18 protein-coding genes are annotated in these 24,338 nt (G+C 71.3%); 2 read left to right on the forward strand and 16 right to left on the reverse strand.

Annotated elements, in window-relative coordinates; all coding sequences use genetic code 11:
* Positions 1-100: 100 nt before the first annotated feature.
* The 9 genes from IF04_RS0132910 to IF04_RS0132950 form a co-directional block, all read right to left on the reverse strand.
* Positions 101-943 carry a GNAT family N-acetyltransferase gene (locus tag IF04_RS0132910; RefSeq protein ID WP_030266432.1) on the reverse strand — a complete coding sequence of 281 codons (843 nt, stop codon included), beginning with the start codon at positions 941-943 and terminating at the stop codon, positions 101-103.
* Between the two features lie 298 nt (positions 944-1,241).
* Complete coding sequence (ispG, locus tag IF04_RS0132915) at positions 1,242-2,399, reverse strand: flavodoxin-dependent (E)-4-hydroxy-3-methylbut-2-enyl-diphosphate synthase (RefSeq protein ID WP_051831784.1); 1,158 nt, start codon at positions 2,397-2,399, stop codon at positions 1,242-1,244.
* Between the two features lie 174 nt (positions 2,400-2,573).
* Positions 2,574-3,878 (reverse strand): M50 family metallopeptidase, encoded by a 1,305-nt coding sequence (locus tag IF04_RS0132920; RefSeq protein ID WP_030266438.1) that lies wholly within the window; start codon positions 3,876-3,878, stop codon positions 2,574-2,576.
* A complete protein-coding gene (gene dxr / locus IF04_RS0132925; protein ID WP_030266441.1) occupies positions 3,875-5,140 on the reverse strand; it encodes a 1-deoxy-D-xylulose-5-phosphate reductoisomerase in 1,266 nt (421 codons plus the stop codon). Before dxr ends, IF04_RS0132920 begins: the two co-directional genes overlap by 4 nt.
* 196 nt (positions 5,141-5,336) lie before the next feature.
* The gene (locus IF04_RS0132930; RefSeq protein ID WP_030266444.1) at positions 5,337-7,259 is read right to left on the reverse strand and encodes an acyl-CoA dehydrogenase family protein; all 1,923 of its coding nucleotides are present in this window, start codon (positions 7,257-7,259) and stop codon (positions 5,337-5,339) included.
* 195 nt (positions 7,260-7,454) lie between these two features.
* Complete coding sequence (gene rpmF, locus IF04_RS0132935; RefSeq protein ID WP_030266447.1) at positions 7,455-7,628, reverse strand: 50S ribosomal protein L32; 174 nt, start codon at positions 7,626-7,628, stop codon at positions 7,455-7,457.
* Between the two features lie 183 nt (positions 7,629-7,811).
* Positions 7,812-9,272 carry an aldehyde dehydrogenase family protein gene (locus IF04_RS0132940; protein ID WP_030266450.1) on the reverse strand — a complete coding sequence of 487 codons (1,461 nt, stop codon included), beginning with the start codon at positions 9,270-9,272 and terminating at the stop codon, positions 7,812-7,814.
* Between the two features lie 225 nt (positions 9,273-9,497).
* Complete coding sequence (locus tag IF04_RS0132945; RefSeq protein ID WP_030266453.1) at positions 9,498-11,138, reverse strand: PucR family transcriptional regulator; 1,641 nt, start codon at positions 11,136-11,138, stop codon at positions 9,498-9,500.
* 122 nt (positions 11,139-11,260) lie between these two features.
* Complete coding sequence (locus IF04_RS0132950; protein ID WP_030266455.1) at positions 11,261-13,720, reverse strand: type IV secretory system conjugative DNA transfer family protein; 2,460 nt, start codon at positions 13,718-13,720, stop codon at positions 11,261-11,263.
* A 277-nt stretch (positions 13,721-13,997) separates the two neighbouring features.
* Between IF04_RS0132950 and gabT the strand changes: the two genes are divergently transcribed.
* Both gabT and IF04_RS36235 read left to right on the forward strand, forming a co-directional pair.
* Entirely contained in the window at positions 13,998-15,347 is a 1,350-nt protein-coding gene (gene gabT, locus IF04_RS0132955; protein WP_030266459.1) for a 4-aminobutyrate--2-oxoglutarate transaminase, read from the forward strand.
* Between the two features lie 544 nt (positions 15,348-15,891).
* Positions 15,892-16,494: a phosphatase PAP2 family protein gene (locus tag IF04_RS36235; protein ID WP_063829568.1), complete on the forward strand. Its 603-nt coding sequence runs from the start codon at positions 15,892-15,894 to the stop codon at positions 16,492-16,494.
* Here IF04_RS36235 and IF04_RS0132965 read toward each other — a convergent pair.
* The 7 genes from IF04_RS0132965 to IF04_RS0132995 form a co-directional block, all read right to left on the reverse strand.
* Positions 16,421-16,879, reverse strand: a complete 459-nt coding sequence (locus IF04_RS0132965; RefSeq protein ID WP_030266466.1) for a hypothetical protein — start codon at positions 16,877-16,879, stop codon at positions 16,421-16,423. The genes IF04_RS36235 and IF04_RS0132965 overlap by 74 nt on opposite strands.
* Before the next feature lie 166 nt (positions 16,880-17,045).
* Positions 17,046-18,491 carry an NAD(P)/FAD-dependent oxidoreductase gene (locus IF04_RS0132970; protein WP_051831785.1) on the reverse strand — a complete coding sequence of 482 codons (1,446 nt, stop codon included), beginning with the start codon at positions 18,489-18,491 and terminating at the stop codon, positions 17,046-17,048.
* 5 nt (positions 18,492-18,496) lie between these two features.
* Positions 18,497-19,282 carry an ABC transporter permease gene (locus IF04_RS0132975; protein ID WP_030266470.1) on the reverse strand — a complete coding sequence of 262 codons (786 nt, stop codon included), beginning with the start codon at positions 19,280-19,282 and terminating at the stop codon, positions 18,497-18,499.
* Entirely contained in the window at positions 19,282-20,211 is a 930-nt protein-coding gene (locus tag IF04_RS0132980; protein WP_030266473.1) for an ABC transporter permease, read from the reverse strand. Before IF04_RS0132980 ends, IF04_RS0132975 begins: the two co-directional genes overlap by 1 nt.
* On the reverse strand, positions 20,208-21,374 hold the full coding sequence (locus IF04_RS0132985; protein WP_030266476.1) for an ABC transporter ATP-binding protein: 1,167 nt from the start codon (positions 21,372-21,374) through the stop codon (positions 20,208-20,210). The genes IF04_RS0132980 and IF04_RS0132985 overlap by 4 nt, the downstream gene beginning before the upstream one ends.
* Positions 21,375-21,411: 37 nt before the next feature.
* Positions 21,412-22,659, reverse strand: a complete 1,248-nt coding sequence (locus IF04_RS0132990) for a polyamine ABC transporter substrate-binding protein (protein ID WP_030266480.1) — start codon at positions 22,657-22,659, stop codon at positions 21,412-21,414.
* Between the two features lie 71 nt (positions 22,660-22,730).
* Positions 22,731-24,248: a gamma-aminobutyraldehyde dehydrogenase gene (locus tag IF04_RS0132995; protein WP_030266482.1), complete on the reverse strand. Its 1,518-nt coding sequence runs from the start codon at positions 24,246-24,248 to the stop codon at positions 22,731-22,733.
* Between the last annotated feature and the right edge of the window lie 90 nt (positions 24,249-24,338).

A 24,338-nucleotide genomic window follows, 5' to 3' on the forward strand; every position in this document is an offset into this window, starting at 1 on the left:
CGTACACAGCGCGGGCGGTGAACACGATCGGTCCGGACAGTGCGGCCGGGAGCCGGCCGACGGCCGGAACGTTACGGCGCCGTTGACCGGCGGCTCCCGGTCAGAACAGCACGCTCATGAACGCGCCGACCTCTTCGAAACCGACCCGGCGGTAGGCGGCGCGCGCCGCGGTGTTGAAGTCGTTCACGTACAGGCTCACGATGGGCGCGACGTCGGCGAGGGCGTAGCGCAGTACGGCCGCCATGCCGGTCTCGGACAGGCCCTTGCCGCGGTACTCGGGCGCGACCCAGACGCCCTGGATCTGGCAGGCGCGCAGGGTGGCGGCGCCGATCTCGGCCTTGAAGACGACCCGGCCGTTCTCCACCCGGGCGAACGAGCGGCCCGCGCCGACCAGCTCGGCGACCCGGGCCTGGTAGAGCAGCCCGCCGTCGCCGGCCAGCGGCGAGATGCCGACCTCCTCGGTGAACATGGCCACGCACGCGGGCATGATCAGGTCCATCTCGTCCTTGCGGATGCGCCGGACGTACGGGTCGGGGGTGACGTCCGCTGCGGGCCGCGTGGTGACCATCAGCGGCTGGTGCGCGCGGACCTCGCGGGCGGGGCCCCAGGCGGGCTCCAGCAGCGACCACAGCTCGGCGGTGGGGGCCGCGGGGCCGACGATGGAGGAGCAGCGGCGGCCCTGGCGGCGGGCGCGCTCGGCGAAGGCGCGGACGGCTTCGGGGGTGGCGCAGACGGGGACGAGGTTGGCTCCCGCGTAGCAGAGGGATTCGAGCCGGCCGTTCTCGTACCAGCCCCACATCTCGCCGCCGAGCCGCCAGGGGTCGAGCCCGGCGACCTGTACCCGGGCGGCGACGAAGGCGTTGGCGACCGGGTCGCGGTCGAGGACCGCGAGGGCGTCATCGAGCTCCCCCGGCTCGAGGACCTTGGTGGTGGTCGTCAGCACGTGTCGGATTGCCTCACCGTGACGGGGCCGGGGCCGTAAGAGAGCAGGTCCAGGCACGATACCTCGCGTTCACGCGATGCGCCCCCCGCCCGGCTCGGAGAGGGGGCAGGGGGCGCGTCGTCGCATGTGGCGCGGTTGTCCACAGGGGGCACGTCGCACGATCCGCGGTTGTCCACAGGGGGCGCGGAGGGGCGGGGGTGGGGGCTAGCTTCGGGGGTAGTGCGGTGGAGGTGGGGGAGGGGCCTCGCACCGGGTGGTGGGGAGAGGGAGGGGCCCTGCCACGTAACGAACGCGGAGCTCAGCCCGCAACCGCCACCGAAGGCTCCCCCGCCCCCACCCCGTCCTTCTCCATCTGCTCAGCGATCTTCATGGCTTCCTCGATGAGGGTCTCCACGATCTTCGACTCCGGCACGGTCTTGATGACCTCACCCTTCACGAAGATCTGCCCCTTACCGTTACCGGAGGCGACGCCGAGATCGGCCTCACGCGCCTCACCCGGCCCATTGACGACACAGCCCATCACCGCGACCCGAAGCGGCACCTCCATGCCGTCCAGCCCCGCGGTGACCTCCTCGGCCAGCTTGTACACATCCACCTGCGCCCGCCCGCACGACGGACACGAGACGATCTCCAGCCGGCGCTGCCGCAGGTTCAGCGACTCCAGGATGGAGATACCGACCTTGATCTCCTCCGCCGGCGGCGCCGACAGCGAGACGCGAATCGTGTCGCCGATGCCCTCGCTCAGCAGCGCACCGAAGGCCACGGCCGACTTGATCGTGCCCTGGAAGGCCGGGCCCGCCTCGGTCACGCCCAGGTGCAGCGGGTAGTCGCACTGCGCGGCCAGCTGCCGGTAGGCGTTGACCATCACGACCGGGTCGTTGTGCTTCACCGAGATCTTGATGTCGCGGAAGCCGTGCTCCTCGAAGAGCGACGCCTCCCACAGGGCCGACTCCACCAGCGCCTCGGGCGTGGCCTTGCCGTACTTCTGCAGCAGACGGCGGTCCAGCGAGCCCGCGTTCACGCCGATGCGGATCGGAGTGCCGGCGTCGTTGGCCGCCTTGGCGATCTCCTTGACCTTGTCGTCGAACTGCTTGATGTTGCCGGGGTTCACGCGGACCGCCGCACAGCCCGCGTCGATCGCCGCGAACACATACTTCGGCTGGAAGTGAATGTCCGCGATCACCGGGATCTGCGACTTCTTCGCGATCACCGGCAGCGCGTCCGCGTCGTCCTGCGTCGGGCAGGCCACGCGGACGATCTGGCAGCCGGACGCCGTCAGCTCCGCGATCTGCTGCAGCGTCGCCCCGATGTCGGCCGTACGCGTCGTCGTCATCGACTGTACGGAGACGGGCGCGTCCCCGCCCACGGCCACCGGCCCGACGTGGATCTTGCGGCTGACGCGGCGGTCGGCGAGCTTGGTCGGTACGTCCGGCATTCCCAGCGCAATGGCAGTCATCTGACGAGCAACCCCAAGGTGTGATTCAGGACCCGAGATCGGCGGGCTCCGGGGCCGAGGTTACGTCACAGGGGTTGCCGGAGGCACATCGCGCCGGTCTACACCGCCCGAAAGGACGGTTGCCGGACACCCGTACGCCTCCGTACGGGTGTCCGGCAATCCGGAACCGGTCGGCTAACCGGTCAGCCGTACCGGGTTGACCACGTCGGCGACCAGTACCAGCAGCGTGAAGCAGATGAAGATGCCGGCGACGACGTAGGCGACGGGCATGAGCTTCGCCACGTCGAAGGGGCCGGGGTCGGGGCGCCGGAAGACCTTGGCGAAGGCGCGGCGCAGCGACTCCCACAGGGCGCCCGCGATGTGCCCGCCGTCCAGCGGCAGCAGCGGCAGCATGTTGAACAGGAAGAGCGAGAGGTTGAACCCCGCGACCAGGAAGAGCATGGTCGCCACCCGCTGCGAGGGCGGGATGTCCAGGGCGAAGACCTCGCCGCCGACGCGGGCGGCGCCGACCACGCCCATCGGAGAGTCCTGCTTGCGCTCGCCGCCGTTGAATGCGGCGTTCCACAGGTCGGGGACCTTGCCGGGCAGTGCGATCAGCGAGTCGACGCCCTGCGTGACCATGTTGCCCATGCGGTCGACGGACTGGCCGAAGTCCTGCCGGACGATGCCGCTGGCGGGGGTGAAGCCGAGGAAGCCGGCGGTGACGTACTGGTCGGCGACGTAGCCGCCGTGGCCGTCGGTCCGGGCGACCTTGTTCTTGATCAGGTCGGCGTGCAGGACCTTCCGCGCGCCGTCCCGTTCCACGGTGATCGTCGCGGGCCCCGTGGTGTCGCGGATGGCCTGCTGGAGGGCGTTCCAGTCGGCCATCGGCCGCCCGTCGAAGGCGACGATCTTGTCGCCGGCGCGCAGCCCCGCCGCCTTGGCCGGGGAGTCCTTGGCGTCGGACGGGCACTTGTCGGTCTTGGCGGAGGCGGCGATGACGCAGTCCGAGACCGAGCCGACCTGGGTGGTCTGGGTGTTGATGCCGAAGCCCATCAGGACGCTCATGAAGATCACGACCGCGAGGATCAGGTTCATGAACGGCCCGGCGAACATCACGATGACGCGCTTCCAGGGCTTACGGGTGTAGAACAGCCGCTTCTCGTCCCCGGGCTGCAGTTCCTCGAAGGCGGCCGAGCGGGCGTCCTCGATCATGCCGCGCCAGGGCGAGGTGGAGCGGGCCGAGAGCTTGCCGTCGTCGCCGGGCGGGAACATCCCGATCATGCGGATGTAGCCGCCGGCCGGGATGGCCTTGATGCCGTACTCGGTGTCGCCCTTCTTGCGGGAGAAGAGCGTCGGTCCGAACCCGACCATGTACTGCGGCACGCGGATGCCGAACATCTTCGCGGTCGAGAGGTGCCCGAGCTCGTGCCAGGCGATCGAGAAGAGCAGGCCGACGACGAAGACGATGATGCCCAGAACGGTCATCCAGGTCGTCATGCGCGGGCCTCCGATGGTGTACGTGCCGCACGGGCGGCCAGTTCGCGGGCGCGGGCGCGCGCCCAGGTCTCCGCTTCCAGTACGTCCGAGAGGGTCAAAGACGTTCCCGGCGCGGGCGTGCCGTGCTCGGCGACGACTTCGGCGACCGTATCGACAATTCCTGTGAACGGCAGCCCGCCCTTCAAGAATGCGTCCACGCACTCCTCGTTGGCGGCGTTGAAGACGGCGGGGGCGGTGCCGCCGAGCGCGCCGACGTGGCAGGCGAGCGGTACGGAGGGGAAGGCGTCCTGGTCCAGGGGGAAGAACTCCCAGGTGTGGGCCTTGGTCCAGTCGATGCCGGGCGCGGCGTCCGGTACCCGGTCGGGCCAGCCGATCCCCAGCGCGATGGGCATGCGCATGTCGGGCGGGCTGGCCTGGGCGAGGGTGGAGCCGTCGGTGAACTCCACCATGGAGTGGATGTAGGACTGCGGGTGGACGACGACCTCGATGCGCTCGAAGGGCACGTCGTACAGCAGGTGTGCCTCGATGACCTCCAGGCCCTTGTTGACCAGGGTCGCGGAGTTGATCGTGATGACCGGGCCCATCGCCCAGGTGGGGTGTGCGAGCGCCTGCTCGGGGGTGACGGCGGCGAGCTCGGCCTTGCTGCGGCCGCGGAAGGGGCCGCCGGAGGCGGTGACGACGAGCTTGCGCACCTCGTCGCGGCGGCCGCCCGCCAGGCCCTGGAAGAGCGCGGAGTGTTCGGAGTCGACGGGGACGATCTGGCCGGGCTTCGCGAGGGCCTTGACCAGCGGGCCGCCGACGATCAGCGACTCCTTGTTGGCGAGCGCGAGGGAGGCGCCGCTCTTCAGGGCGGCGAGGGTGGGCGCGAGGCCGATGGAGCCGGTGATGCCGTTCAGTACGGTGTGGCACTTGCTGCCGGCGAGCTGGGTGGCGGCGTCGGGGCCGGCCAGGATCTCCGGCAGCGGCTCGCCCGGTCCGTACTGCGCCGACAGTGCCTCGCGCAGCGCGGGCACCACGTCCTCGCGGGCCACCGCGACCGTGCCGACGCGCAGCTGCCGCGCCTGCTCGGCGAGGAGCGCGACCCGGCCGCCGGCGGCGGACAGGCCGGTGACGCGGAAGCGGTCCGGGTTGCGCAGGACGAGATCGATCGCCTGGGTGCCGATGGAGCCGGTCGAGCCGAGGATCACGATGTCGCGTGGCTCGCCGGGTGCGGTGGCCGGCGGGTCGAAACGCAGGTGCGGATGGGCGAGGGATTCCGTCATGGGCACCATTGTGGCCGGTCACGTCCGGAGTACGGACACCAGCTCGCGGGATATCCGGTCGGCTGGGCGCGCCGGGCGGCGCATCGGCCGCGGGCGCGCCCAAGTACGGGCCGGTCCCCGCAACCGCGGGTACCGGCCCGTCCCCCGTCCGTCACCGGTGGCTCCGCCCGTCACCGGAGCCGTCGGTGCACGTTCCTCAGTTGTGGATCCGCCGGTGGACGTTCTCCCTCCGTGCGGGCCCGGGCGTCGCGTCGGCGATCCACGGGCCGTCGCCGCTGGGGTCGATGATGCCTTCCTCCAGCCAGGTGTACGTGCCGGTCAGGACCCCGGCTACGACCTTGCGGTCGAGGTCGTCGGTGTTGGTCCAGAGCCGTGCGAACAGTTCTTCGACGCGGACCCTGGCCTGCCGGCAGAACACCTCGGCGAGCTGGTGTGCCTCGCGGCCGTGTTCGCCGGTGGCCAGCAGGTGCTCGGCCCGTACGCACGCGGCGCTCATCGCGAAGAGCTCCGCGCCGATGTCCACGATCCGTCCGAGGAAGCCCTGCTTGGTCTCCATCCGGCCCTGCCAGCGCGACATCGCGTAGAACGTGGCGCGCGCGAGCTTGCGTGAGCTGCGTTCGACGTACCGCAGGTGCGTCGCGAGCTCGCCGAACTCCGCGTACGCGCCGGGTACCTGGCCGGGCCCGGCGACCAGCTTGGGCAGCCAGCGGGCGTAGAAGCCGCCCGCCCGCGCCGCGGCCTTCCCCTTGTCGCTGAGGGACTTGTCGGGGTCGATGAGGTCACCGGCGACGGAGAGATGGGCGTCCACCGCCTCGCGGGCGATGAGCAGGTGCATGATCTCCGTGGAGCCTTCGAAGATCCGGTTGATGCGCATGTCGCGCAGTACCTGTTCGGCGGGGACGGCCCGCTCCCCGCGTGCGGCGAGCGACTCCGCGGTCTCGAAGCCGCGGCCGCCGCGGATCTGGACCAGCTCGTCCGCCATCAGCCAGCCCATTTCCGAGCCGTACAGCTTGGCGAGGGCCGCTTCGATGCGGATGTCGTTGCGGTCCTCGTCGGCCATCTGCGAGGAGAGGTCGACGACGGCTTCCAGCGCGAAGGTGGTGGCGGCGATGAAGGAGATCTTGCCGCCGACCGCTTCGTGCTGGGCGACCGGCTTGCCCCACTGCTCGCGCGCGGCGGACCACTCGCGGGCGATCTTCAGGCACCACTTGCCGACGCCGACGCACATGGCGGGCAGCGACAGCCGTCCGGTGTTCAGCGTGGTCAGCGCGATCTTCAGGCCCGCACCCTCGGGTCCGATGCGGTTCGCGGCCGGCACCCGCACCTGGTGGAACCGGGTGACGCCGTTCTCTATGCCGCGCAGCCCCATGAAGGCGTTGCGGTTCTCCACCGTGATGCCGTCCGAGCCCGCCTCGACGACGAAGGCGGTGATGCCGCCCTTGTGCCCTTCGGACTTCGGTACGCGGGCCATCACGACGAGCAGGTCGGCGACGACGCCGTTGGTCGTCCACAGCTTGACGCCGTCGAGTACGTAGTCGTCCCCGTCCGGTACGGCCATGGTGGCCAGCCGGGCCGGGTCCGAACCTACGTCCGGTTCGGTGAGCAGGAACGCGGTGATGTCCGTACGGGCACAGCGCGGCAGGAACTGGTCCCGCTGCTCCTGTGTGCCGAACAGTTTCAGCGGCTGCGGTACGCCGATCGACTGGTGCGCGGAGAGCAGGGCGCCGACCGCCGGGCTGACGGAGCCGACCAGCGACAGGGCCTTGTTGTAGTACACCTGGGTGAGGCCCAGGCCGCCGTACTTGGTGTCGATCTTCATGCCGAGCGCGCCGATCTCCTTGAGACCGGCGATGGTCTCGTCGGGGATCTGCGCCTCGCGCTCGATGCGCGCACCGTCGATCTTCGTCTCGCAGAAGTCGCGGAGCTTGGCGAGGAATTCCTCACCACGCTGGACCGCGTCCGCGGCAGGGGTGGGATGCGGGTGTATGAGGTCGAGCCGAAAACGCCCCAGGAACAGCTCCTTGGCGAAGCTGGGCTTGCGCCAGTCCTGTTCACGGGCCGCCTCGGCGACCTGCCGGGCTTCGCGTTCGGAGACGTTGCGGGTGGATGGAGCGGTCATGAGGAGGGTCACCTCACCGCGGAGTCGGGTCATCCGTACCGGTCCGCCGGGTTGGCTACCGGTCAGTTCGCCTGCCCGGGTTGGCTACCGGTCAGTGCTACTTGTGAGTCTGTACCCGATCCGCACGACTTGCACCAGCCTTCGCGCACACGGACGCAGGGCTGTGACCCCGGACCCGGCGTCCGGTCCCCGCCGTCAGTCCCGCGGCGGGTCGATCAGCCCGCGCTGGTACGCCTTCACGAGACGGCGCGGCACGGTGTACGTGCTGCCGTCGATGGTGATCGGCACCAGGTCGGGCTGCACGGCCTTCCAGTTGGAGCGGCGGTGGCGGGTGTTGGAGCGGGACATCTTCCGCTTCGGGACGGCCATGGGGACCTCCATGTCGACAGGGTTCGGTACGGCCGCCAGCTTACCTGAAAATGATTCCCATGTTTACGGCGGCCTGCGGCTGTACCGGCGGCCTCCCGGCCCCGGAAAACCGGAGGGCCGGGGCGCACCCGAATATGCGCCCCGGCCCCTGCTGTCCAGTTCTCCGGCCCTTGGCCGGAAGCGTCAGAGTTCCAGCCCGGTCATCACCATCACTCGCTCGTAGGTGTAGTCGTCCATCGCGTAGCGGACGCCCTCGCGGCCCACACCGGACTGCTTGGCGCCGCCGTACGGCATCTGGTCGGCGCGGTACGACGGCACGTCGCCGATGATCACGCCGCCCACCTCCAGCACCTTGTGGGCGCGGAAGGCGGTCTGCAGGTCGTGGGTGAACACGCCTGCCTGGAGGCCGTACTTGGAGCTGTTGACGGCGGCGAAGGCCGCGGCCTCGCCGTCCACCTTCTGCACCGACAGGACCGGTCCGAAGACCTCCTCGCACGCGAGGGTGGTGCCCTCGGGGAGGTCGGCCAGCACGGTCGGCGCGTACGTGGCACCCTCGCGCTTGCCGCCGGCGAGCAGCTGGGCGCCGGCCTGCACGGCCTCGTCGACCCAGGACTCCACGCGCTTGGCGGCGTCCTCGCTGACCAGCGGGCCGACCTCGGTCGCGGGGTCGTTCGGGTCGCCGGTGACCTGCGCCTCGACGCGCTCGACGATCTTCGGCAGCAACCGGTCGTACACGGACGCGTCGGCGATCACGCGCTGCACGGAGATGCAGGACTGGCCGCCCTGGTAGTTGGAGAAGGTGGCGATGCGCTGCGCCGCCCAGTCCAGGTCCGCTTCGGAGGCGTAGTCGGCGAGGATCACGGCCGCGCCGTTGCCGCCGAGCTCCAGGGTGCAGTGCTTGCGGGGCACCGAGTCCATGATCGCGTAACCGACGGTCTCGGAACCGGTGAAGGAGATCACCGGCAGCCGCTCGTCCTGGACCAGCGCGGGCATCCGGTCGTTCGGCACCGGGAGGATGCTCCAGGAGCCGGCCGGCAGGTCGGTCTCGGCGAGCAGCTCGCCGAGGATCAGGCCGGAGAGCGGGGTGGCCGGGGCGGGCTTGAGGATGATCGGGACGCCGGCCGCGATGGCCGGGGCGACCTTGTGGGCGCTCAGGTTGAGCGGGAAGTTGAACGGCGCGATGCCGAGCACGGTGCCCTTCGGGACCCGGCGGATCAGCGCGAGGCGGCCGGCGCCGCCGCCGTCGGTGTCCAGGCGCATGGCCTCGCCGGCGTTGAAGCGGCGGGCCTCCTCGGCGGCGAACCGGAAGACCGACACGGCGCGGCCGACCTCGCCGCGCGCCCACTTGATCGGCTTGCCGTTCTCCGCGGAGATCAGCTGGGCGATCTCCTCCGTACGCTCGACCAGGCGCTTGGTGACGTGGTCCAGCGCGGCGGCGCGCACGTGCGCGGGGGTGGCGGCGAACTCGGCCTGGACCGCGACGGACGCGGCCACGGCCTCCTCGACCTGCTCCTCGGTGGGCACGCTCACGGTGCCGACGGTGCGGCCGTCCCAGGGCGAGGTGACCTCGAAGGTCTCCGCGCCGGTAGCGGCTCGGCCGGCGAGCCAGAAAGCCGTGGTGGCTGCGTCATTACGGATCGGCACAGTGGATACCGGCCCTTCTCGGTGGCGTGGTGAGTGGCGTGCCGGTCGGTGCGCGCGGCGGCTGCCTGCCGCGTCCGACCTCGGTCGCTCTTCCGGACGGGGTCCACGGTAGGGGGGCGCTCCCTGACCGGTGTTTGTCCGGGACGTACTACTACGGGAACGCGATCCGCCGGATTGGCGTGTGCGGGGGCCGTAAGGGCCCCGCCAGGGCGGGGCAGGGCCTGGTTACGGGGTGTCCGGGGAGAGCGTGGTGGCCTTCAGGGCCAGCCACAGTTCCATCCGTACGTCCGGGTCGTCCAGCGAGCGGCCGAGGATCTCCTCGACGCGGCGCATCCGGTAGCGCAGCGTGTGCCGGTGCACCCCGAGGTCGGCGGCGGCCGCGTCCCACTGGCCGTGCCGGGACAGCCACGCGCGCAGCGAGGCGACGAGGTCGCCGCGGCCGGTCGCGTCGTGGTCGTGCAGCGCCCGCAGCATCCCGTCGGCGAACGCGCGTACCGCGTCGTCGGCGAGCAGCGGCAGCACGGAGCCGGCCGCCACGTCCTCGTGCTCGACCAGGACCCGCGCCCGCCGCCTGGCCACCGACAGCGCCTGCTCGGCCTGGCGGTGCGCGGTCGCCGCCGCGGCCGGGCCGGACGGCGCGGAGAGGCCCACGGCCAGGCCCGGAGTGCGGCGGACCGCGTCGGTGCCGGCCGCGGCCTTGCGGGTGCCCGCGGCGGTACCGGAGCGGGCCTCCAGGGCGGCGGCGTGGCCGGCGCACGCCTCGATGGCGGCGCCGCCGTCCGCCGCGAGCACGGTCAGCCGGGTGCCGTCCGGGACCGCGAGGACCGCCTCGCCGCCGCGCGCCGCCGCCGACTCCATCGCGTCGGCCAGTGCGTCCAGCGTGCCCCGCGCGTCGTCGGCGGAGCGCTCCTCGGCGCCGCTCACCGGCTCGGCCACCAGCACCCGGAACGGCGCGTCCAGCAGCCCGCCGTACAGCCGTCCGGCCACCGCGCGCGCGTGGTCCGGCTCGCCGGCCAGCAGCATCCGCAGCACCGCGGCGCCGAGCCGCTGCTCGGCGTCCTGCAGCGCGCGGGACCGCTCGGTGGTCAGGGTCAGCAGGGCGACGGCGGAGTGCACGGCGTACCGCTCCGCCGTGCCCAGCGGGGCGCCCGTGCCGACCGCGAGGACGCCGCGCGCCCGGCGCCCCGTCCCCAGCGACTGCAGCTCCACCCGGTCGTCGCCCTCGGTGTCCGCGACCACCGAGCTGGCGGGGGCCGGCCGCTCCCGCAGCTTCGCGATGTCGTCGGTGAGGCGGGCCGCGCGACGGGCCGCCCAGTCGGGGGCCGCGGCGACGACCGCGCCGGAGGCGTCGTACAGCGCGGCCCAGCCCTTGAGGTGCGCGGCGAGCCGGGCGAGCAGCTCGGCCGGGCCCTCGGCGCTCAGCGCCGCCCGTGTCAGCTCCCGCTGCGCCTCGAAGCCCTCGGTCACCGCCCGGTACTGGTCGGCGGCGACGGCCGCCGAGACGGCCTTGCTGATCGCCACGAACGGGGTCCGGCGCGGCACCGCCAGCAGCGGGAAGTCCGCCTCGCGGGCCGCGGTGAGCAGCGCCTCGGGCACGTCCTCGTAGTTCACCCCGACCGCGAAGCCCAGGCCGACCACCCCGGCCCCGGCGACGCGGTGTACGTACCGCCGGGCGACCTCCGGGTCCTCCGCGTCCAGCTTGAGCGCGGTGATCAGCAGGAGCTCGCCGCCCTCCATGTACGGCACCGGGTCGATCAGCTCGCTCACGTGCGCCCAGCGGACCGGCCTGTCCAGCCGGTCCTCGCCCGCGAGCACGGTCAGCTTGAGCGCGGAGTGGTGGGCGAGGGAGGCGAGGGTGTGCGGCATGGGACCTTCGTTGCGCGTGAGACGTGTGGCGGGGGTTTTCTCCGTCCCGTATGAACGGCCCTCACCGATTCTGCCTCAGCGGAGGAATCGAGGCGCCGCTTCGGGGCCTCACCCCCGCAGCCTCACCCCCGCAGGTCCACCAGTACCGGCGGTGCCGACTCCCCCGTCACGGACGTCACCGACAGCACCGCGTGCCCGGCCGGTACGGCATTGGCCAGGTCCGATGCCGACCACCGCTCCCGTTCCACGGTCCGTACCGTCACGGCTTTCGCCGTCACGTCCTTCCCCGTCACCAGCCGCCTGATCGAGTGCATCAGCTTGGTGAACGGCTCGTCGGAGACGATCTGCCGGTCGGTGACGTCCCGCGTCTCCACCCACGCCTTGCCCCACACCTCGGCGAACCGCGCGCCGTCCCACGTCGTCACGCCCGCGAACGCCATCCGGCAGCCGACCGTCCCCAGCAGCGCCCCGCGCAGCGCCTCCGGCACGTCGTCCAGCGCCCGCAGGGTCAGTACGACCCCGGCGTTCGCCGACCGCAGCCGCTGCAGCCCCCGCAGCGCCTCCTGCGTCACGACGTGCGAGGCGTCGTCGAGCACCAGACACGCGAACACCGACCGATCCGACCGCGCCACCGCGCACTCCGTGAACTGCGCCAGCACCAGCCGCGCGAGAATCCGCGACGCGTCCGCGTGGCCGCGCTCGGGAAGATCGATCCGCACCCGCAGCGGGCGGTCCAGCGCCCGCAGCGACACCTGCCGCGACTGCCCCGACGGGTCGAAGAAGCCGGCGAACGCGGGCCGGTCCAGCAGCGCGATCCGGTCCGCGAGCAGCGCCCCGACATCGCCCGCACGCTGCGCCTGGCGCTCCCGCGCGTCCAGCTCGCGCAACGCGCCCTGCTCCCCCGCCGCCTCCAGCGCGCTCCGCAGCGCGGCCATCGCCTCCGGCGCCCCGTCCAGCAGCTCCCGCAGCTCCGCCACCCCGGGGAACCGCCCGTACGCCGTCCGGAACGGCCCCAGCAACTGCCCCAGCACCGTCCCCGCCCGCCGGCTCTCCCCACCCGGCACCCCGGCCGCCACATCCCCCACCAACGCCTCCGCCAACACGGCAGCGGCTTCGTCGGGGTCGGTGGTGCCGCCGTAGAGGTCGAGGTCGCAGGGGGATTCGCGGTGTCCGACGCGGACGACGGCGTCGAACGCGTCGTCCCCCGCCGGCCCGGCTCCGGCCGCCCCGACCGAGACCACCGCGGCCCGGCCGGCGAGCGCCTGCAGGCACATCGCCTCCAGGACGGGGCGCACCAGGTGGTTCGTCTTGCCCGCGCCGGGCGGCCCGACCGCCAGCAGCGAGGTCCCGAGCACGGCCGGGTCGAGTGCGCAGCCGACGCCTCGCCGCTCGTAGGGGTTGCGGATGTCCTCGGAGGCGGTGCCGATGCGTACCTGCCCGGTGAGCAGGTCGTGCCGGGCGGTCCGCACCGGCAGATCGCGGGCGCCGGAGGGGTGACCGCAGGCGCCGGAGCCGTACTGCTGGACGTTGTCGACGAACGCGGGGAAGCGGCCGGCCTGCACCCGTACGGACTCCCAGGCCCGGGTGATCCGCGCATGATCGACATCGTTCATCAGCCCGGCCCGCGCCTCATGAGCCAGCCGCTCCGCGGCAGCCCCTGCCCCTGCGGCACGCAGCTCGGCCCATTCGGCGTGGTCGACCTGGAGCACGGGGGCGGCGGACGCGTCCGCGTCGTCGGTCCGGCGCCGGTCCCCCGGGCCGTAGCGGCGCCATGCCTCGACCCAGCACCCGAAGGGGCTGAACACGGCCAGCAGGACCACGAGATCGATGACGGAGTAGCTCGCGGAGTAGTAGAAGTACGACGCCGCGTCGCCCGAGACGGGAGTCAGGTTCTCCAGCTGGAGCATGAGGAGCGACGAATCGCGCGACTCGTCGGTGCACCACTCCCAGAGCAGCCAGACGACGACCAGCGTCACCACGGCGCGCAGGATCAGCGCGCCGCCGGGAATGGCCCCCGGGTCCTTGGGGGCCAGCCACCCCGGCAGCCGCTTCCACACCCGCCGGCCCACGGGGGCGAGCAGGCGCCGGAAGAGCGTCGGCCACCGGCCCACCCGTCCGAAGAGGACGACGATCGCGCCGAGGATGATCGCCATGTAGACGAACGAGGAGATGACGCCCGTATTACCCGTCTTCCAGGCGTCGGGCAGCATCGCTTCCAGGGGCCACTTCCAGTAGGGCCCGAGATAGCCGTTCATCAGCAGCGACCACAGCAGCCACGCGCACAGGAACGAGATGACGGCCCCGGCGATCAGCTGCGGCACCGCGATCTCGTGCGGCTCCTCCTTCGGCCGCGGCCGGTGTTCGAAGGACCAGATGCCCGGGCCCGCCAGGACGCGTGGGGCGCGGAGCCAGGCCATGAAGGGGGATTCCGGTGTGCCGGGCGGCGTGGCGGGCATCGGCGGTATCGGCGCCGTTCCGGGCGGCCCACCTGCCGGCGCCCCGCCCGCGCCGGGCGGTGCCGCCGGATGCGGGATTCCGGCCGAGTGGGTGTTGCGTGCGTCGTGCGTGCCCTCGGTGTTCATCCGGTGTCCCTGGTCCCCCTGGTCAGCGGTGGCGGTGTGGCGAGCGGTGTGCCGCGGATCAATCTACTGGCCATGTGCCGTCCCCATACCCGGCCCGCGCGATGTCCGATGCGGGCATCGCTATGTCCGGTCCGGACAAGGCGGGGCCCGTACTTCTCCCGAACGGTGCATGCCGCTTCCGCCCCGCCGCCCCTAGCCTGCGAACGCAACCCCTTAGTACGTCACGTAGTACGCCGCCTCTGTGCGTCCGCGTCCTCGTTCCCTCCAGGAGACTCCCATGTCCGAACTGACCGGAGGCCCCGCCCTCCCCCAGGAGCGCCGCGTCGTCACCGCGATCCCCGGCCCCAAGTCCCAGGAGCTGTGGGAGCGCAAGCAGGCCACCGTGGCGGCCGGTGTCGGCGCGGTCCTGCCCGTCTTCATCAAGCGCGCCGGCGGCGGTGTGCTGGAGGACGTGGACGGCAATTCGCTGATCGACTTCGGTTCCGGGATCGCGGTGACCTCGGTGGGCAGCAGCGCCGAGGCCGTCGTGCGCCGCGCGACCGCGCAGCTCGCGGACTTCACCCACACCTGCGCCATGGTCACGCCGTACGAGCCGTACATCGAGGTCTGCGAGCAGCTCGCCGAGCTGACCCCGGGCGACCACGAGAAGAAGTCGGCGCTGTTCAACTCCGGCGCGGAGGCCGTGGAGAACGCGGTCAAGATCGCTCGTGCGTACACCAAGCGCCAGGCCGTGGTCGTGTTCGATCACGGCTACCACGGTCGGACCAACCTGACCATGGCGCTGACCGCCAAGAACATGCCGTACAAGCACGGCTTCGGGCCGTTCGCGCCCGAGGTCTACCGGGTGCCGCTGGCCTACCCGTACCGCTGGCTGACCGGCCCGGAGAACTGCGCGCAGGAGGCCGCCGACCAGGCCATCTCGCAGATCACCAAGCAGATCGGCGCCGAGAACGTCGCCGCGATCATCATCGAGCCGGTGCTCGGCGAGGGCGGCTTCATCGAGCCGGCGAAGGGCTTCCTGCCCGCGATCTCGAAGTTCGCGAAGGAGAACGGGATCGTCTTCGTCGCGGATGAGATCCAGTCCGGGTTCTGCCGGACCGGGCAGTGGTTCGCTTGTGAGGACGAGGGCATTGTGCCCGATCTGATCACGACCGCGAAGGGCATTGCCGGTGGTCTGCCGCTGGCGGCCGTGACCGGTCGCGCCGAGATGATGGACGCCGCCCACGCGGGCGGTCTGGGTGGCACCTACGGCGGTAACCCCGTCGCCTGCGCCGCCGCCGTCGGTGCGATCGAGACCATGCGCGAGCTGGACCTGAACGCCAAGGCCAAGCGCATCGAAGAGGTCATGAAGGCCCGCCTGCAGACCATGGCCGAGAAGTACGACATCATCGGCGAGGTCCGCGGCCGCGGCGCGATGATCGCGATCGAGCTGGTGCAGTCCGGCTCGAAGGACCCGAACCCGGAGGCGACCTCGGCGCTGGCCAAGGCGTGCCACCAGGAGGGCCTGCTGATCCTCACCACCGGTACGTACGGCAACGTCATCCGCTTCCTGCCGCCGCTGGTCATCGGCGAGGACCTGCTGAACGAGGGCCTGGACATCCTGGAGTCGGCCTTCGCCGCGCTCTGAGACACCTGGGTCAACAAGCACGGAGCGCCCGTACGTATGTTCGTACGGGCGCTCCGTGCTTTTCCGGGCGCGGGAGGGTTTCGGAGCGGCCACGGAAGGCGCCGACGGCCGCGGAATCCGGGCTACCGGCCCGAAGTGGCGGGACGGCGTGAAGAAGATGTGCGGGGGCCATGGCGGGTGGGTGATCCGCCTGTCGGAGGGCCGCCGCTCTGCCGTACGGTTTCTGCAGATGAGAGAAACACCCCGCTCGCAGGGGACTGCGAGCGATGCCCGGTCGGTGCTTCCCCGGCTTCGACCTGGCCGTGCCCTCGCGCACACCACCGGAGCCTCCGGCTCCGGGAATCCTCACCGATCGGATGGCCGCCCGCCCCAGACCCCCCGGGGCGCGCGGTTCACCGGTCAGCACGGCCGTCCCGGAACCACCCCCCCTGTTCCGGGGCGGCCGGCCCCTCTCCCCGGTCTTCCCCGCCTCGCGTGCACACTGGCCGCGACGCTCGCGCTCTTCGCGCTCCTCACCTGGCAGGTCGCCGTCCAGGGAGCCCTGATGCGGCTGGACGCCCGGCTGGATCAGGTACTTCTGCACCGTGCCCTCCCGGCCGTGCTCGCCGAACTCCTCGCCGATCTGGGCAATATGGCGGTGGCCCTGCCCGTGCTGCTGGCCGCCGCGGTGTACGCCGGGTGGCGCGGCCGGGCCGCCGGGCTCCCGCGCTGGTGGCTGCCGCCGCTCGCCGCGGCCGTCGCGATGGCCGCGGTACCGGCGCTCGTCGGGCCGCTGCAGGCCCTGCTCGCCCGGCCCGCGCCGCCGGGCCCGCTGGCCGGCGCGACCGGCTTCTACCCTTCGGGGCACGCCGCGACGGCCGCCGTCGCGTACGGGGCGGCCGCGCTGCTCCTGCTCCCGTACGCGGCCGCCCCGCTGTCCCGCCGCCTGCTGCTCACCATGGCGCTCGTCCTCGCCCTGGCGAACGGTCCCGGCCTGGTCGTCCGCGGCTACCACTGGCCGGTGGACGTCCTCGGATCGTGGGCACTGTCGGCGGCGCTGCTCCTCCTCGTATACGGACTCCTGTACGGAGCGGTCACCCGTCGTCGGCCCCCGCCACCCGGGCCGCCGCCTCATGCAGGGCGAGTTCGAGGATGCCGGGATCGGTGAGCGTGCCCTCGCCGTCCGGGGGGACGATCCAGCGGGTGCCGCCGGCGTACCGGCCCGGGTAGGGCACGACGATCCAGGTGCCCCGGCCGGCCCCGCGCACACCGGTACCGAGCCAGCGGGCCGTCGTGCCCGGCGGGACGAAGAAGCCCATGCGGCCGTCCCCGAAGTCGGCGAGGACCGGCCCGGGCCGGTCGAGACAGCTGGTCAGCACGTCCAGGGTGGGGTGGCCCAGGCCGCCGGGGACGATCAGTACGTCCCAGGCCAGCCCGGCCGGGAGGAGCGTCACCCCGAAAGGGTTGCGCTCCCATTCGAAGCGGCAGGCTTCCGGGTCCGGTGCCACCGATACGAGCCACTCCACGGCGCGCTTGTCCCGCGTCGGGTCCATAGCTGTCTCCCTCACTCGCTCGCCGGCCCGTCGGGGCCGCGTTCCGAGAGGGAGAGGGGCTGAGCGCCGCCTCCTTACACGGGTTGATCAAGAACTTGGGTGTCATGGGTCACACCCGGCCATCAGTGGTGCGCGGGCGCGCCCCGTGGGCCCGCCCGCGCCGGGGTCAGCTGTCGAAGCCCAGACCCACCTTGTCCATCGCCTTCAGCCAGAGGTTCCGCCGGCCGCCGCGCGCGTCGGCGCGGGACATCGACCACTGGGTGAGGCCGATGCCGGCCCAGCGCAGCGGCTCCGGCGGGAACGGCAGCGGCTTCGTGCGGACCATCTCCAGCTCCGTACGCTCCGTGCGGGCGCCGGAGAGCAGGTCGAGCATGACGTCGGCGCCGAAGCGGGTGGCACCCACGCCGAGGCCGGTGTAGCCCGCCGCGTACGCGACCCGGCCGGCGTGCGCGGTGCCGAAGAACGCCGAGAAGCGGGCACAGGTGTCGATCGCGCCGCCCCAGGCGTGGCTGAAGCGGACCCCCTCCAGCTGCGGGAAGTGCTGGAAGAAGTGGCGGGCGAGCTTCTCGTAGGTGGCGGGGTGGTGGTCGTACTCGGCGCGGACGTCGCCGCCGTAGCGGTAGACGATGTCGTAACCGCCCCACAGGATGCGGTTGTCGGCGGTGAGGCGGAAGTAGTGGAAGTGGTTGTTGCTGTCGGACAGCCCCTGGCGGTTCTGCCAGCCGATGGCGGCGAGCTGCTCCTCGGTGAGCGGCTCGGTCATCAGCGCGTGGTCGTAGACCGGGACGATGTACGGGCGGACCCGGCGGACCAGGTTGGGGAAGGCGTTGGTGCCGAGCGCCACGTGGCGGGCGAAGACGCGCCCGTAGGGCGTGCGGACCGCCATGCCCGTGCCGTCGGAGGCCAGGTCGGTGGCGCGGGTGTGCTCGTAGATCCGTACGCCCTGGTCCAGGCACGCCTGCTTCAGGCCCCAGGCGAGGCGGGCCGGGTTGAGCATGGCGACGCCGCCGCGGTTCCACAGGCCGGCCAGGAAGGCCGGCGAGTCGACCTCGGCGCGCACGGCGTCCTGGTCGAGGAAGTCGTACCCGGTGAGGCCGAGGCGGGCGGCGTCCTCGGCGGCCTCGCGGAGCTCGGTGATCTGGTGCGGCTCGGTGGCGAGGTCGATCTCGCCGGTGCGCTCGAAGTCGCAGTCGATGCCGTACCGCTCGACGGCCTTCCCGATGGCGTCGAGGTTGCGGGCGCCCAGCTCTTCGAGCTTCTTCAGCTCGCCGGGCCAGCGGGCCAGGCCGTTGCCGAGGCCGTGGGTGAGCGAGGCGGCGCAGAAGCCGCCGTTGCGGCCGGAGGCGGCCCAGCCGACCTGCTGGCCCTCGACGAGGACGACGTCGCGCTCCGGGTCGCGCTCCTTGGCGAGCAGCGCGGTCCACAGGCCGCTGTAGCCGCCGCCGACGACGAGCAGGTCGCAGCGTTCGTCGCCGACGAGGGCGGGCAGCGCGGCGGGGCGGTCGGGGTCGTCGAGCCAGAAGGGGGTGGGGGCCGCGTCCGCGAGCGCGTGCACGGCCGGCGCGGGGGTCCGGGTGGTCTGCCCGGTGGGGTTCATGGCAGCTCGTGCCATGGTTCTCAGCTCCTCTTGCGGCGTCCGGTGAACAATTGTCCGCCCAGTACGCAGAGCACGGCGATGAGGAACATCGCCGTTCCGATGACATTGATCTGAACGGGCGTGCCCCGTTGCGCCGATCCCCAGACGAACATGGGGAAGGTCACGGTGGAGCCCGCGTTGAAGTTGGTGATGATGAAATCGTCGAACGAGAGGGCGAAGGAGAGCAGCGCGCCCGCGGCGATGCCGGGTGCCGCGATCGGCAGCGTCACCTTCAGGAACGTCTGCACCGGGGTGGCGTAGAGGTCCTGCGCCGCCTGCTCCAGCCGCGGGTCCATGCTCATCACGCGCGCCTTGACCGCGGTGACCACGAAGCTCAGGCAGAACATGATGTGCGCGATCAGGATCGTCCAGAAGCCGAACTGGATGCCCATGTTGAGGAAGAGCGTGGCCAGCGAGGCGGCCATGACGACCTCGGGCATCGCCATCGGCAGGAAGATCAGCGTGTTGACGGAGGAGCGGGCGCGGAAGCGGTAGCGGGCCAGCGCGAAGGCGATCAGGGTGCCCAGTACGGTGGCGCCGATCGTGGCCCAGAGCGCGATCTGCAGGCTCAGCCCGAGGGAGCCGCACAGGTCGGCGACGCCGCAGGGGTCGGTCCAGGCGTCGGTGGAGAACCGCTGCCACTCGTAGTTGAAGCGCCCGTTCGGCTTGTTGAACGAGAAGACCATCACGATGACGTTGGGCAGGATCAGATACGCCAGCGTCAGCAGGCCCGCGATCACCACCGCATTGCGTCGAAGCCAGCGCATCAGACCAGGTCCTCCGTCCCCGACTTGCGGATGTAGATGGTGACCATGGCGAGGATGGCCGCCATGAGGATGAAGGAGAGGGCCGCCGCCGTCGGGTAGTCCAGGACCCGCAGGAACTGCGACTGGATGACGTTGCCGATCATCTTCTGGTCGGTGGAGCCCAGCAGTTCGGCGTTGATGTAGTCACCGGCGGCCGGGATGAAGGTGAGCAGCGTGCCGGCGACCACGCCGGGCATGGACAGCGGAAAGGTCACCCGGCGGAAGGTGGTGGCCGGCTTGGCGTACAGATCGCCCGCCGCCTCGTGGAGCCGCGGATCGATCCGCTCCAGGCAGGTGTAGAGCGGCAGGATCATGAACGGCAGGAAGTTGTACGTGAGTCCGCAGACCACCGCGAGCGGGGTGGCGAGCACACGGGTGCCTTCGGTGAGGCCGATCGCGCTGGTGACGTCCAGGATGTGCAGCGAGTTGAGGACGCCGACGACCGGGCCGCCGTCGGCGAGGATGGTCTTCCAGGCGAGCGTGCGGATCAGGAAGCTGGTGAAGAACGGCGCGATGACCAGGATCATCACGACATTGCGCCAGCGGCCCGCCTTGAAAGCGATCAGGTAGGCCAGCGGGTAGCCGAGCACGAGGCAGAGCAGCGTCGCGATGGCGGCGAAGGCCACCGAGCGGACGAACTGCGGCCAGTACTCCCCCAGCGCGTCCCAGTAGGTGGCGATGTGCCAGGTGACCTTGAAGCCCTCTTCGAGGGAGCCGGTCTGCAGGGACGTGGACGCCTGATAGACCAGCGGCGCGGCGAAGAAGACCAGCAGCCACAGGATGCCGGGCAGCAGCAGCCAGTACGGGACGAGCCGCTTGCGGGTGGGGGGCTTGCGCACTTCGAGGGCGGGCGCCGTGGGCTCCGGCGGCGCCTGGGTGGCGGCACTCACGCGGCCTCCTCGTCGGCGTCCGCACCGGCGGTGATGTCCTGGTCGGCGGAGAACCCGAAGGTGTGCGCGGGGTTCCAGTGCAGTACCACCTCGGCGCCCGGCACCAGCCGGCCGTCGCGCTCGATGTTCTGCTCGTAGGCGGCCAGTTCACCGGCCCCTCGGCTCTCGATCACGTACTGCGTGGAGACGCCGATGAAGCTCGCGTGCTTGATGCGGCCCGGCAGCCGGTTGGCGCCCTCCGGTATGGACCCCGCGTCGTCGGCGTGCGCGAGGGTGATCTTCTCGGGGCGGACGCCCGCCAGCACCTTCTCGCCCGTACGGACGCTGCTCGCGGAACATCGTGCGGCGGGCAGCCGCAGCTTGGTGTCCCCGGCCGTCAGCAGGAGCTGCTCGCCGCCTGCCTCGGCGATCTCCGCCGCGATGAGGTTGGAGGTGCCGAGGAAGTTGGCGACGAAGGTGGTGCCGGGGTTCTCGTACAGGTCGGCGGGGGCACCGAGCTGCTCGACGCGGCCGCCGTTCATCACCGCGACCGTGTCGGCCATCGTCATGGCCTCCTCCTGGTCGTGCGTGACGTGCACGAAGGTGATGCCGACCTCGGTCTGGATGCGTTTGAGTTCGAGCTGCATCTGGCGTCGCAGCTTGAGGTCGAGGGCACCGAGCGGCTCGTCGAGGAGGAGCACCTGCGGGTGGTTGATCAGGGCGCGGGCGACGGCCACGCGCTGCTGTTGGCCGCCGGAGAGCTGCTGCGGCTTCTTGCGGGCCTGCTCGCCGAGCTGCACCAGGTCGAGCATCTCGCCGACCTGCTTCTTCACGGACTTGATGCCGCGGCGGCGCAGCCCGAAGGCGACGTTCTCGTAGATGTCCAGGTGCGGGAAGAGCGCGTAGTTCTGGAAGACGGTGTTCACCGGGCGCTTGTAGGGCGGCAGCGCGGTGACGTCCTTGCCGGCGAGTTCGACGGTGCCGGTGGTGGGCTCCTCCAGGCCCGCGATCATGCGCAGGGTGGTGGTCTTGCCGCAGCCGGAGGCGCCGAGGAGGGCGAAGAAGGAGCCGGCGGGGACGGTCAGGTCGAGCGGCTGGACGGCGGTGAAGGAGCCGTAGGTCTTGCTGATGCCGGACAGCCGGACGTCGCCGCCGCTGCTGTCGGTCTTCGAGAGCTCTGTCATGTGTCGGGTCCCGGGTGTGAGGTGGGCGGAAGGGCGGTCAGGCACCGGTCAGGTCGGCGAACTTCTGCGCGTATTCCTTGCTTTCCTTGGCATTGAGTGCGCGGAAGTTGTGCGACTTGGACGCCATTTCCTCGTCGGGGAGGATGAGTTTGTTCTCCGCCAGCTTCTTGTCGATCTTCGCGAGTTCCTCGCGCACCCCGTCGACCGGGCACACGTAATTGATGTACGCGGCGATCTGCGCGGCCACCTTGGGCTCGTAGAAGTAGTCGATGAGGCGCTCGGCGTTCTCCTTGTGGCGCGCTTTGTTGGGCACCATGAGGTTGTCCGCCGCGGTCGTGTAGCCCTTCTCCGGGATGACGTACTCGATGTCGGAGTTGTCGTTCTGCAGCTGTACGACATCGCCCGCCCAGGCGAGACAGGCCGCCAGGTCGCCCTTGCTGAGGTCGTTGAGGTAGTCGTTGCCGGTGAAGCGGCGGATCTGCTTCTTGTCGACGCCCCGCTGGAGCCGGGCGACGGCCGCGTCGAAGGTGTCGGCGGTGACGTCCTCGGGCCGCTCGTCCATGTCGAGCAGGACCATGCCGATGGTGTCGCGCATCTCGGAGAGGAAGGCGACCTTCCCCTTGAGCTTGGGGTCGTCCAGCAGCTGCTCGACGGAGTCGACCTTGCGGCCGCCGGTGGCCTTCTTGTTGTACGCGATGACGGTCGGGACGCCCTGCCAGGTGTAGGAGTGGGCGCGCCCGGGGTCCCAGTCGGGGTTGCGGAACTGCTGCGAGAGATTGGTGTACGCGTGCGGCAGGTTGGCCGGGTCCAGCGGCTGGATCCAGCCCAGCGAGATCATCCGCGCGCACATCCAGTCGGTCAGGCAGATCAGGTCGCGCCCGGTGTCCTGACCGGCCGCGAGCTGGGCCTGCACTTTCCCGAAGAACTCGTCGTTGTCGTTGATGTCCTCGGTGTACTTGACCCGGATGCCGGTCCGCTTCGTGAAGGCCTCCAGCGTCGGGTGGTGCTTCTCGTCCTCGCTGACGTCGATGTACTCGGTCCAGTTGGAGAACGCGACCCGCTTCTCCTCGCGCGAGTGGTCGTCGGAGGAGCCCGCGTCCGTCCGGCCCGCGGGCGGGATCCCGCAGGCCGACAGGGTGCCGAGACCGCCGAGCGCCAGCACGCCGGCGCCGCTCGCGCGCATCAGGGACCGCCGGGTCAGGGCCATCCGGCCGTTGGTCATGCTGCGCCGCATGGCGGCCAGTTCCGCCGCGGAGAGCGGTTCGGGCTGCGCGGTGTGCTCCATACGGTGTGGCCTTTCGAGGTCGGCCGGTGGTCAGCCGGTGGAGTGACGGATGGTGCGGCGCCGGACAGCTCTCAGCCGCGGTCCCCGAAGACGGTGCGGTGCCAGTCCTTCCTGGCCACGCCCGTGATGTCGTACATGACGTGCTTGACCTGCGTGTATTCCTCGAAGGAGTACGCCGACATGTCCTTGCCGTATCCCGATGCCTTGTATCCGCCGTGCGGCATCTCGCTGATGATCGGGATGTGGTCGTTGACCCACACGCAGCCGGCCTTGATCTCGCGGACGGCGCGGCCCGTGCGGTAGACGTCGCGGCTCCAGGCGGAGGCGGCGAGCCCGTAGGGGGTGTCGTTGGCGAGCGCGATGCCCTCGTCGTCGGTGTCGAAGGGCAGCACGACCAGCACCGGGCCGAAGATCTCGGACTGCACGATCTCGCTGTCCTGCGCGGCGCCGGCGATGAGGGTGGGCAGGTAGTACGCGCCCTTGGCCAGCTCGCCCTGGGGCGCCTCGCCGCCGGTGACGACGGTGGCGTACTTCCGTGCGCGCTCGACGAAACCGGCCACCCGGTCGCGCTGGGCGTGCGAGATGAGCGGGCCGAGGTCGGTGGCCGGGTCGAAGGGGTCGCCGAGCCGTACGGTCGCCATGAGGTCGGCGACGCCGCTGACGAAGGCGTCGTACAGGGGGCGCTGTACGTAGGCGCGGGTGGCGGCCGTGCAGTCCTGGCCGGTGTTGATCAGGGCGCCGGCCACCGCACCGTGCACGGCCGCGTCCAGGTCGGCGTCGTCGAAGACCACGAAGGGTGCCTTGCCGCCGAGCTCCAGGTGGAGGCGCTTGACGGTGGCGGTGGCGATCTCGGCGACCCGCTTGCCGACCGCGGTGGAGCCGGTGAAGGAGGTCATCGCGACGTCCGGGTGGCCGACGAGGTGCTCGCCGGCGTCCCGTCCTGCGCCCGAGACGATGTTGATGACGCCGTCCGGAATGCCCGCCTCGCGCGCGGCCTGGGCGTACATCACCGAGGTCAGCGGGGTGATCTCGGCGGGCTTGAGGACGATGGTGTTGCCTGCCGCAATCGCCGGAAGGACCTTCCAACTGGCCATCTGCAACGGGTAGTTCCACGGCGCGATGGAGCCGACGACACCGATGGGCTCGCGGCGCACCGAGGAGGTGTGGTCGCCGCTGTACTCACCGGCCGCCTTGCCCTCCAGGTGGCGCGCGGCGCCCGCGAAGAACGCGGCGTTGTCCACCGATCCGGGGACGTCGAACTCCCGGCTCAGCTTGATCGGCTTGCCGCACTGCAGCGACTCGGCGTACGCGAACTCCTCGGTCCGCTCGTCCAGTACGGCGGCGAAGCGGTGCAGCGCCTCGGAACGCTCGCCGGGCGTGGCGCCCGCCCATTCGGGGAGCGCCTGCCGGGCCGCGCCGACGGCCGCGTCCACGTCCGCCGTCCCGGCCAGTTCGTACGTGTACACCTGCTCGCCGGTGGCCGGGTCGGTGACGGCCTGGGTGCGTCCCGAGGTCCCCGCGCGGAGCTCTCCTGCGATGAACTGAGCCCCCTGGGCGAATCGCTCGGTGACATCGAATCGCTGATCCATGGCGCTCTCCTCCACCGGCGGCCGGGCTTTCGCGGGGCCTGCCGGGCGTAGCTCTTTCCCGAATTGATGGCCGATCTTGACAGGGAAAGC

The organism is Streptomyces violens, from assembly GCF_000717745.1.
GTDB classification, from domain to species: domain Bacteria; phylum Actinomycetota; class Actinomycetes; order Streptomycetales; family Streptomycetaceae; genus Streptomyces; species Streptomyces violens.

What these genes read in the sequence shown, in the direction of transcription:
- ispG (WP_051831784.1), bottom strand. Translation starts at nt 2,399, where the DNA reads ATGACTGCCATTGCGCTGGGAATGCCGGACGTACCGACCAAGCTCGCC.
- IF04_RS0132920 (WP_030266438.1), bottom strand. Translation starts at nt 3,878, where the DNA reads ATGACGACCTGGATGACCGTTCTGGGCATCATCGTCTTCGTCGTCGGC.
- dxr (WP_030266441.1), bottom strand. Translation starts at nt 5,140, where the DNA reads ATGACGGAATCCCTCGCCCATCCGCACCTGCGTTTCGACCCGCCGGCC.
- IF04_RS0132930 (WP_030266444.1), bottom strand. Translation starts at nt 7,259, where the DNA reads ATGACCGCTCCATCCACCCGCAACGTCTCCGAACGCGAAGCCCGGCAG.
- rpmF (WP_030266447.1), bottom strand. Translation starts at nt 7,628, where the DNA reads ATGGCCGTCCCGAAGCGGAAGATGTCCCGCTCCAACACCCGCCACCGC.
- IF04_RS0132945 (WP_030266453.1), bottom strand. Translation starts at nt 11,138, where the DNA reads ATGCCGCACACCCTCGCCTCCCTCGCCCACCACTCCGCGCTCAAGCTG.
- IF04_RS0132950 (WP_030266455.1), bottom strand. Translation starts at nt 13,720, where the DNA reads ATGAACACCGAGGGCACGCACGACGCACGCAACACCCACTCGGCCGGA.
- gabT (WP_030266459.1), top strand. Translation starts at nt 13,998, where the DNA reads ATGTCCGAACTGACCGGAGGCCCCGCCCTCCCCCAGGAGCGCCGCGTC.
- IF04_RS36235 (WP_063829568.1), top strand. Translation starts at nt 15,892, where the DNA reads ATGCGGCTGGACGCCCGGCTGGATCAGGTACTTCTGCACCGTGCCCTC.
- IF04_RS0132965 (WP_030266466.1), bottom strand. Translation starts at nt 16,879, where the DNA reads ATGGACCCGACGCGGGACAAGCGCGCCGTGGAGTGGCTCGTATCGGTG.
- IF04_RS0132970 (WP_051831785.1), bottom strand. Translation starts at nt 18,491, where the DNA reads ATGGCACGAGCTGCCATGAACCCCACCGGGCAGACCACCCGGACCCCC.
- IF04_RS0132975 (WP_030266470.1), bottom strand. Translation starts at nt 19,282, where the DNA reads ATGCGCTGGCTTCGACGCAATGCGGTGGTGATCGCGGGCCTGCTGACG.
- IF04_RS0132985 (WP_030266476.1), bottom strand. Translation starts at nt 21,374, where the DNA reads ATGACAGAGCTCTCGAAGACCGACAGCAGCGGCGGCGACGTCCGGCTG.
- IF04_RS0132990 (WP_030266480.1), bottom strand. Translation starts at nt 22,659, where the DNA reads ATGGAGCACACCGCGCAGCCCGAACCGCTCTCCGCGGCGGAACTGGCC.
- IF04_RS0132995 (WP_030266482.1), bottom strand. Translation starts at nt 24,248, where the DNA reads ATGGATCAGCGATTCGATGTCACCGAGCGATTCGCCCAGGGGGCTCAG.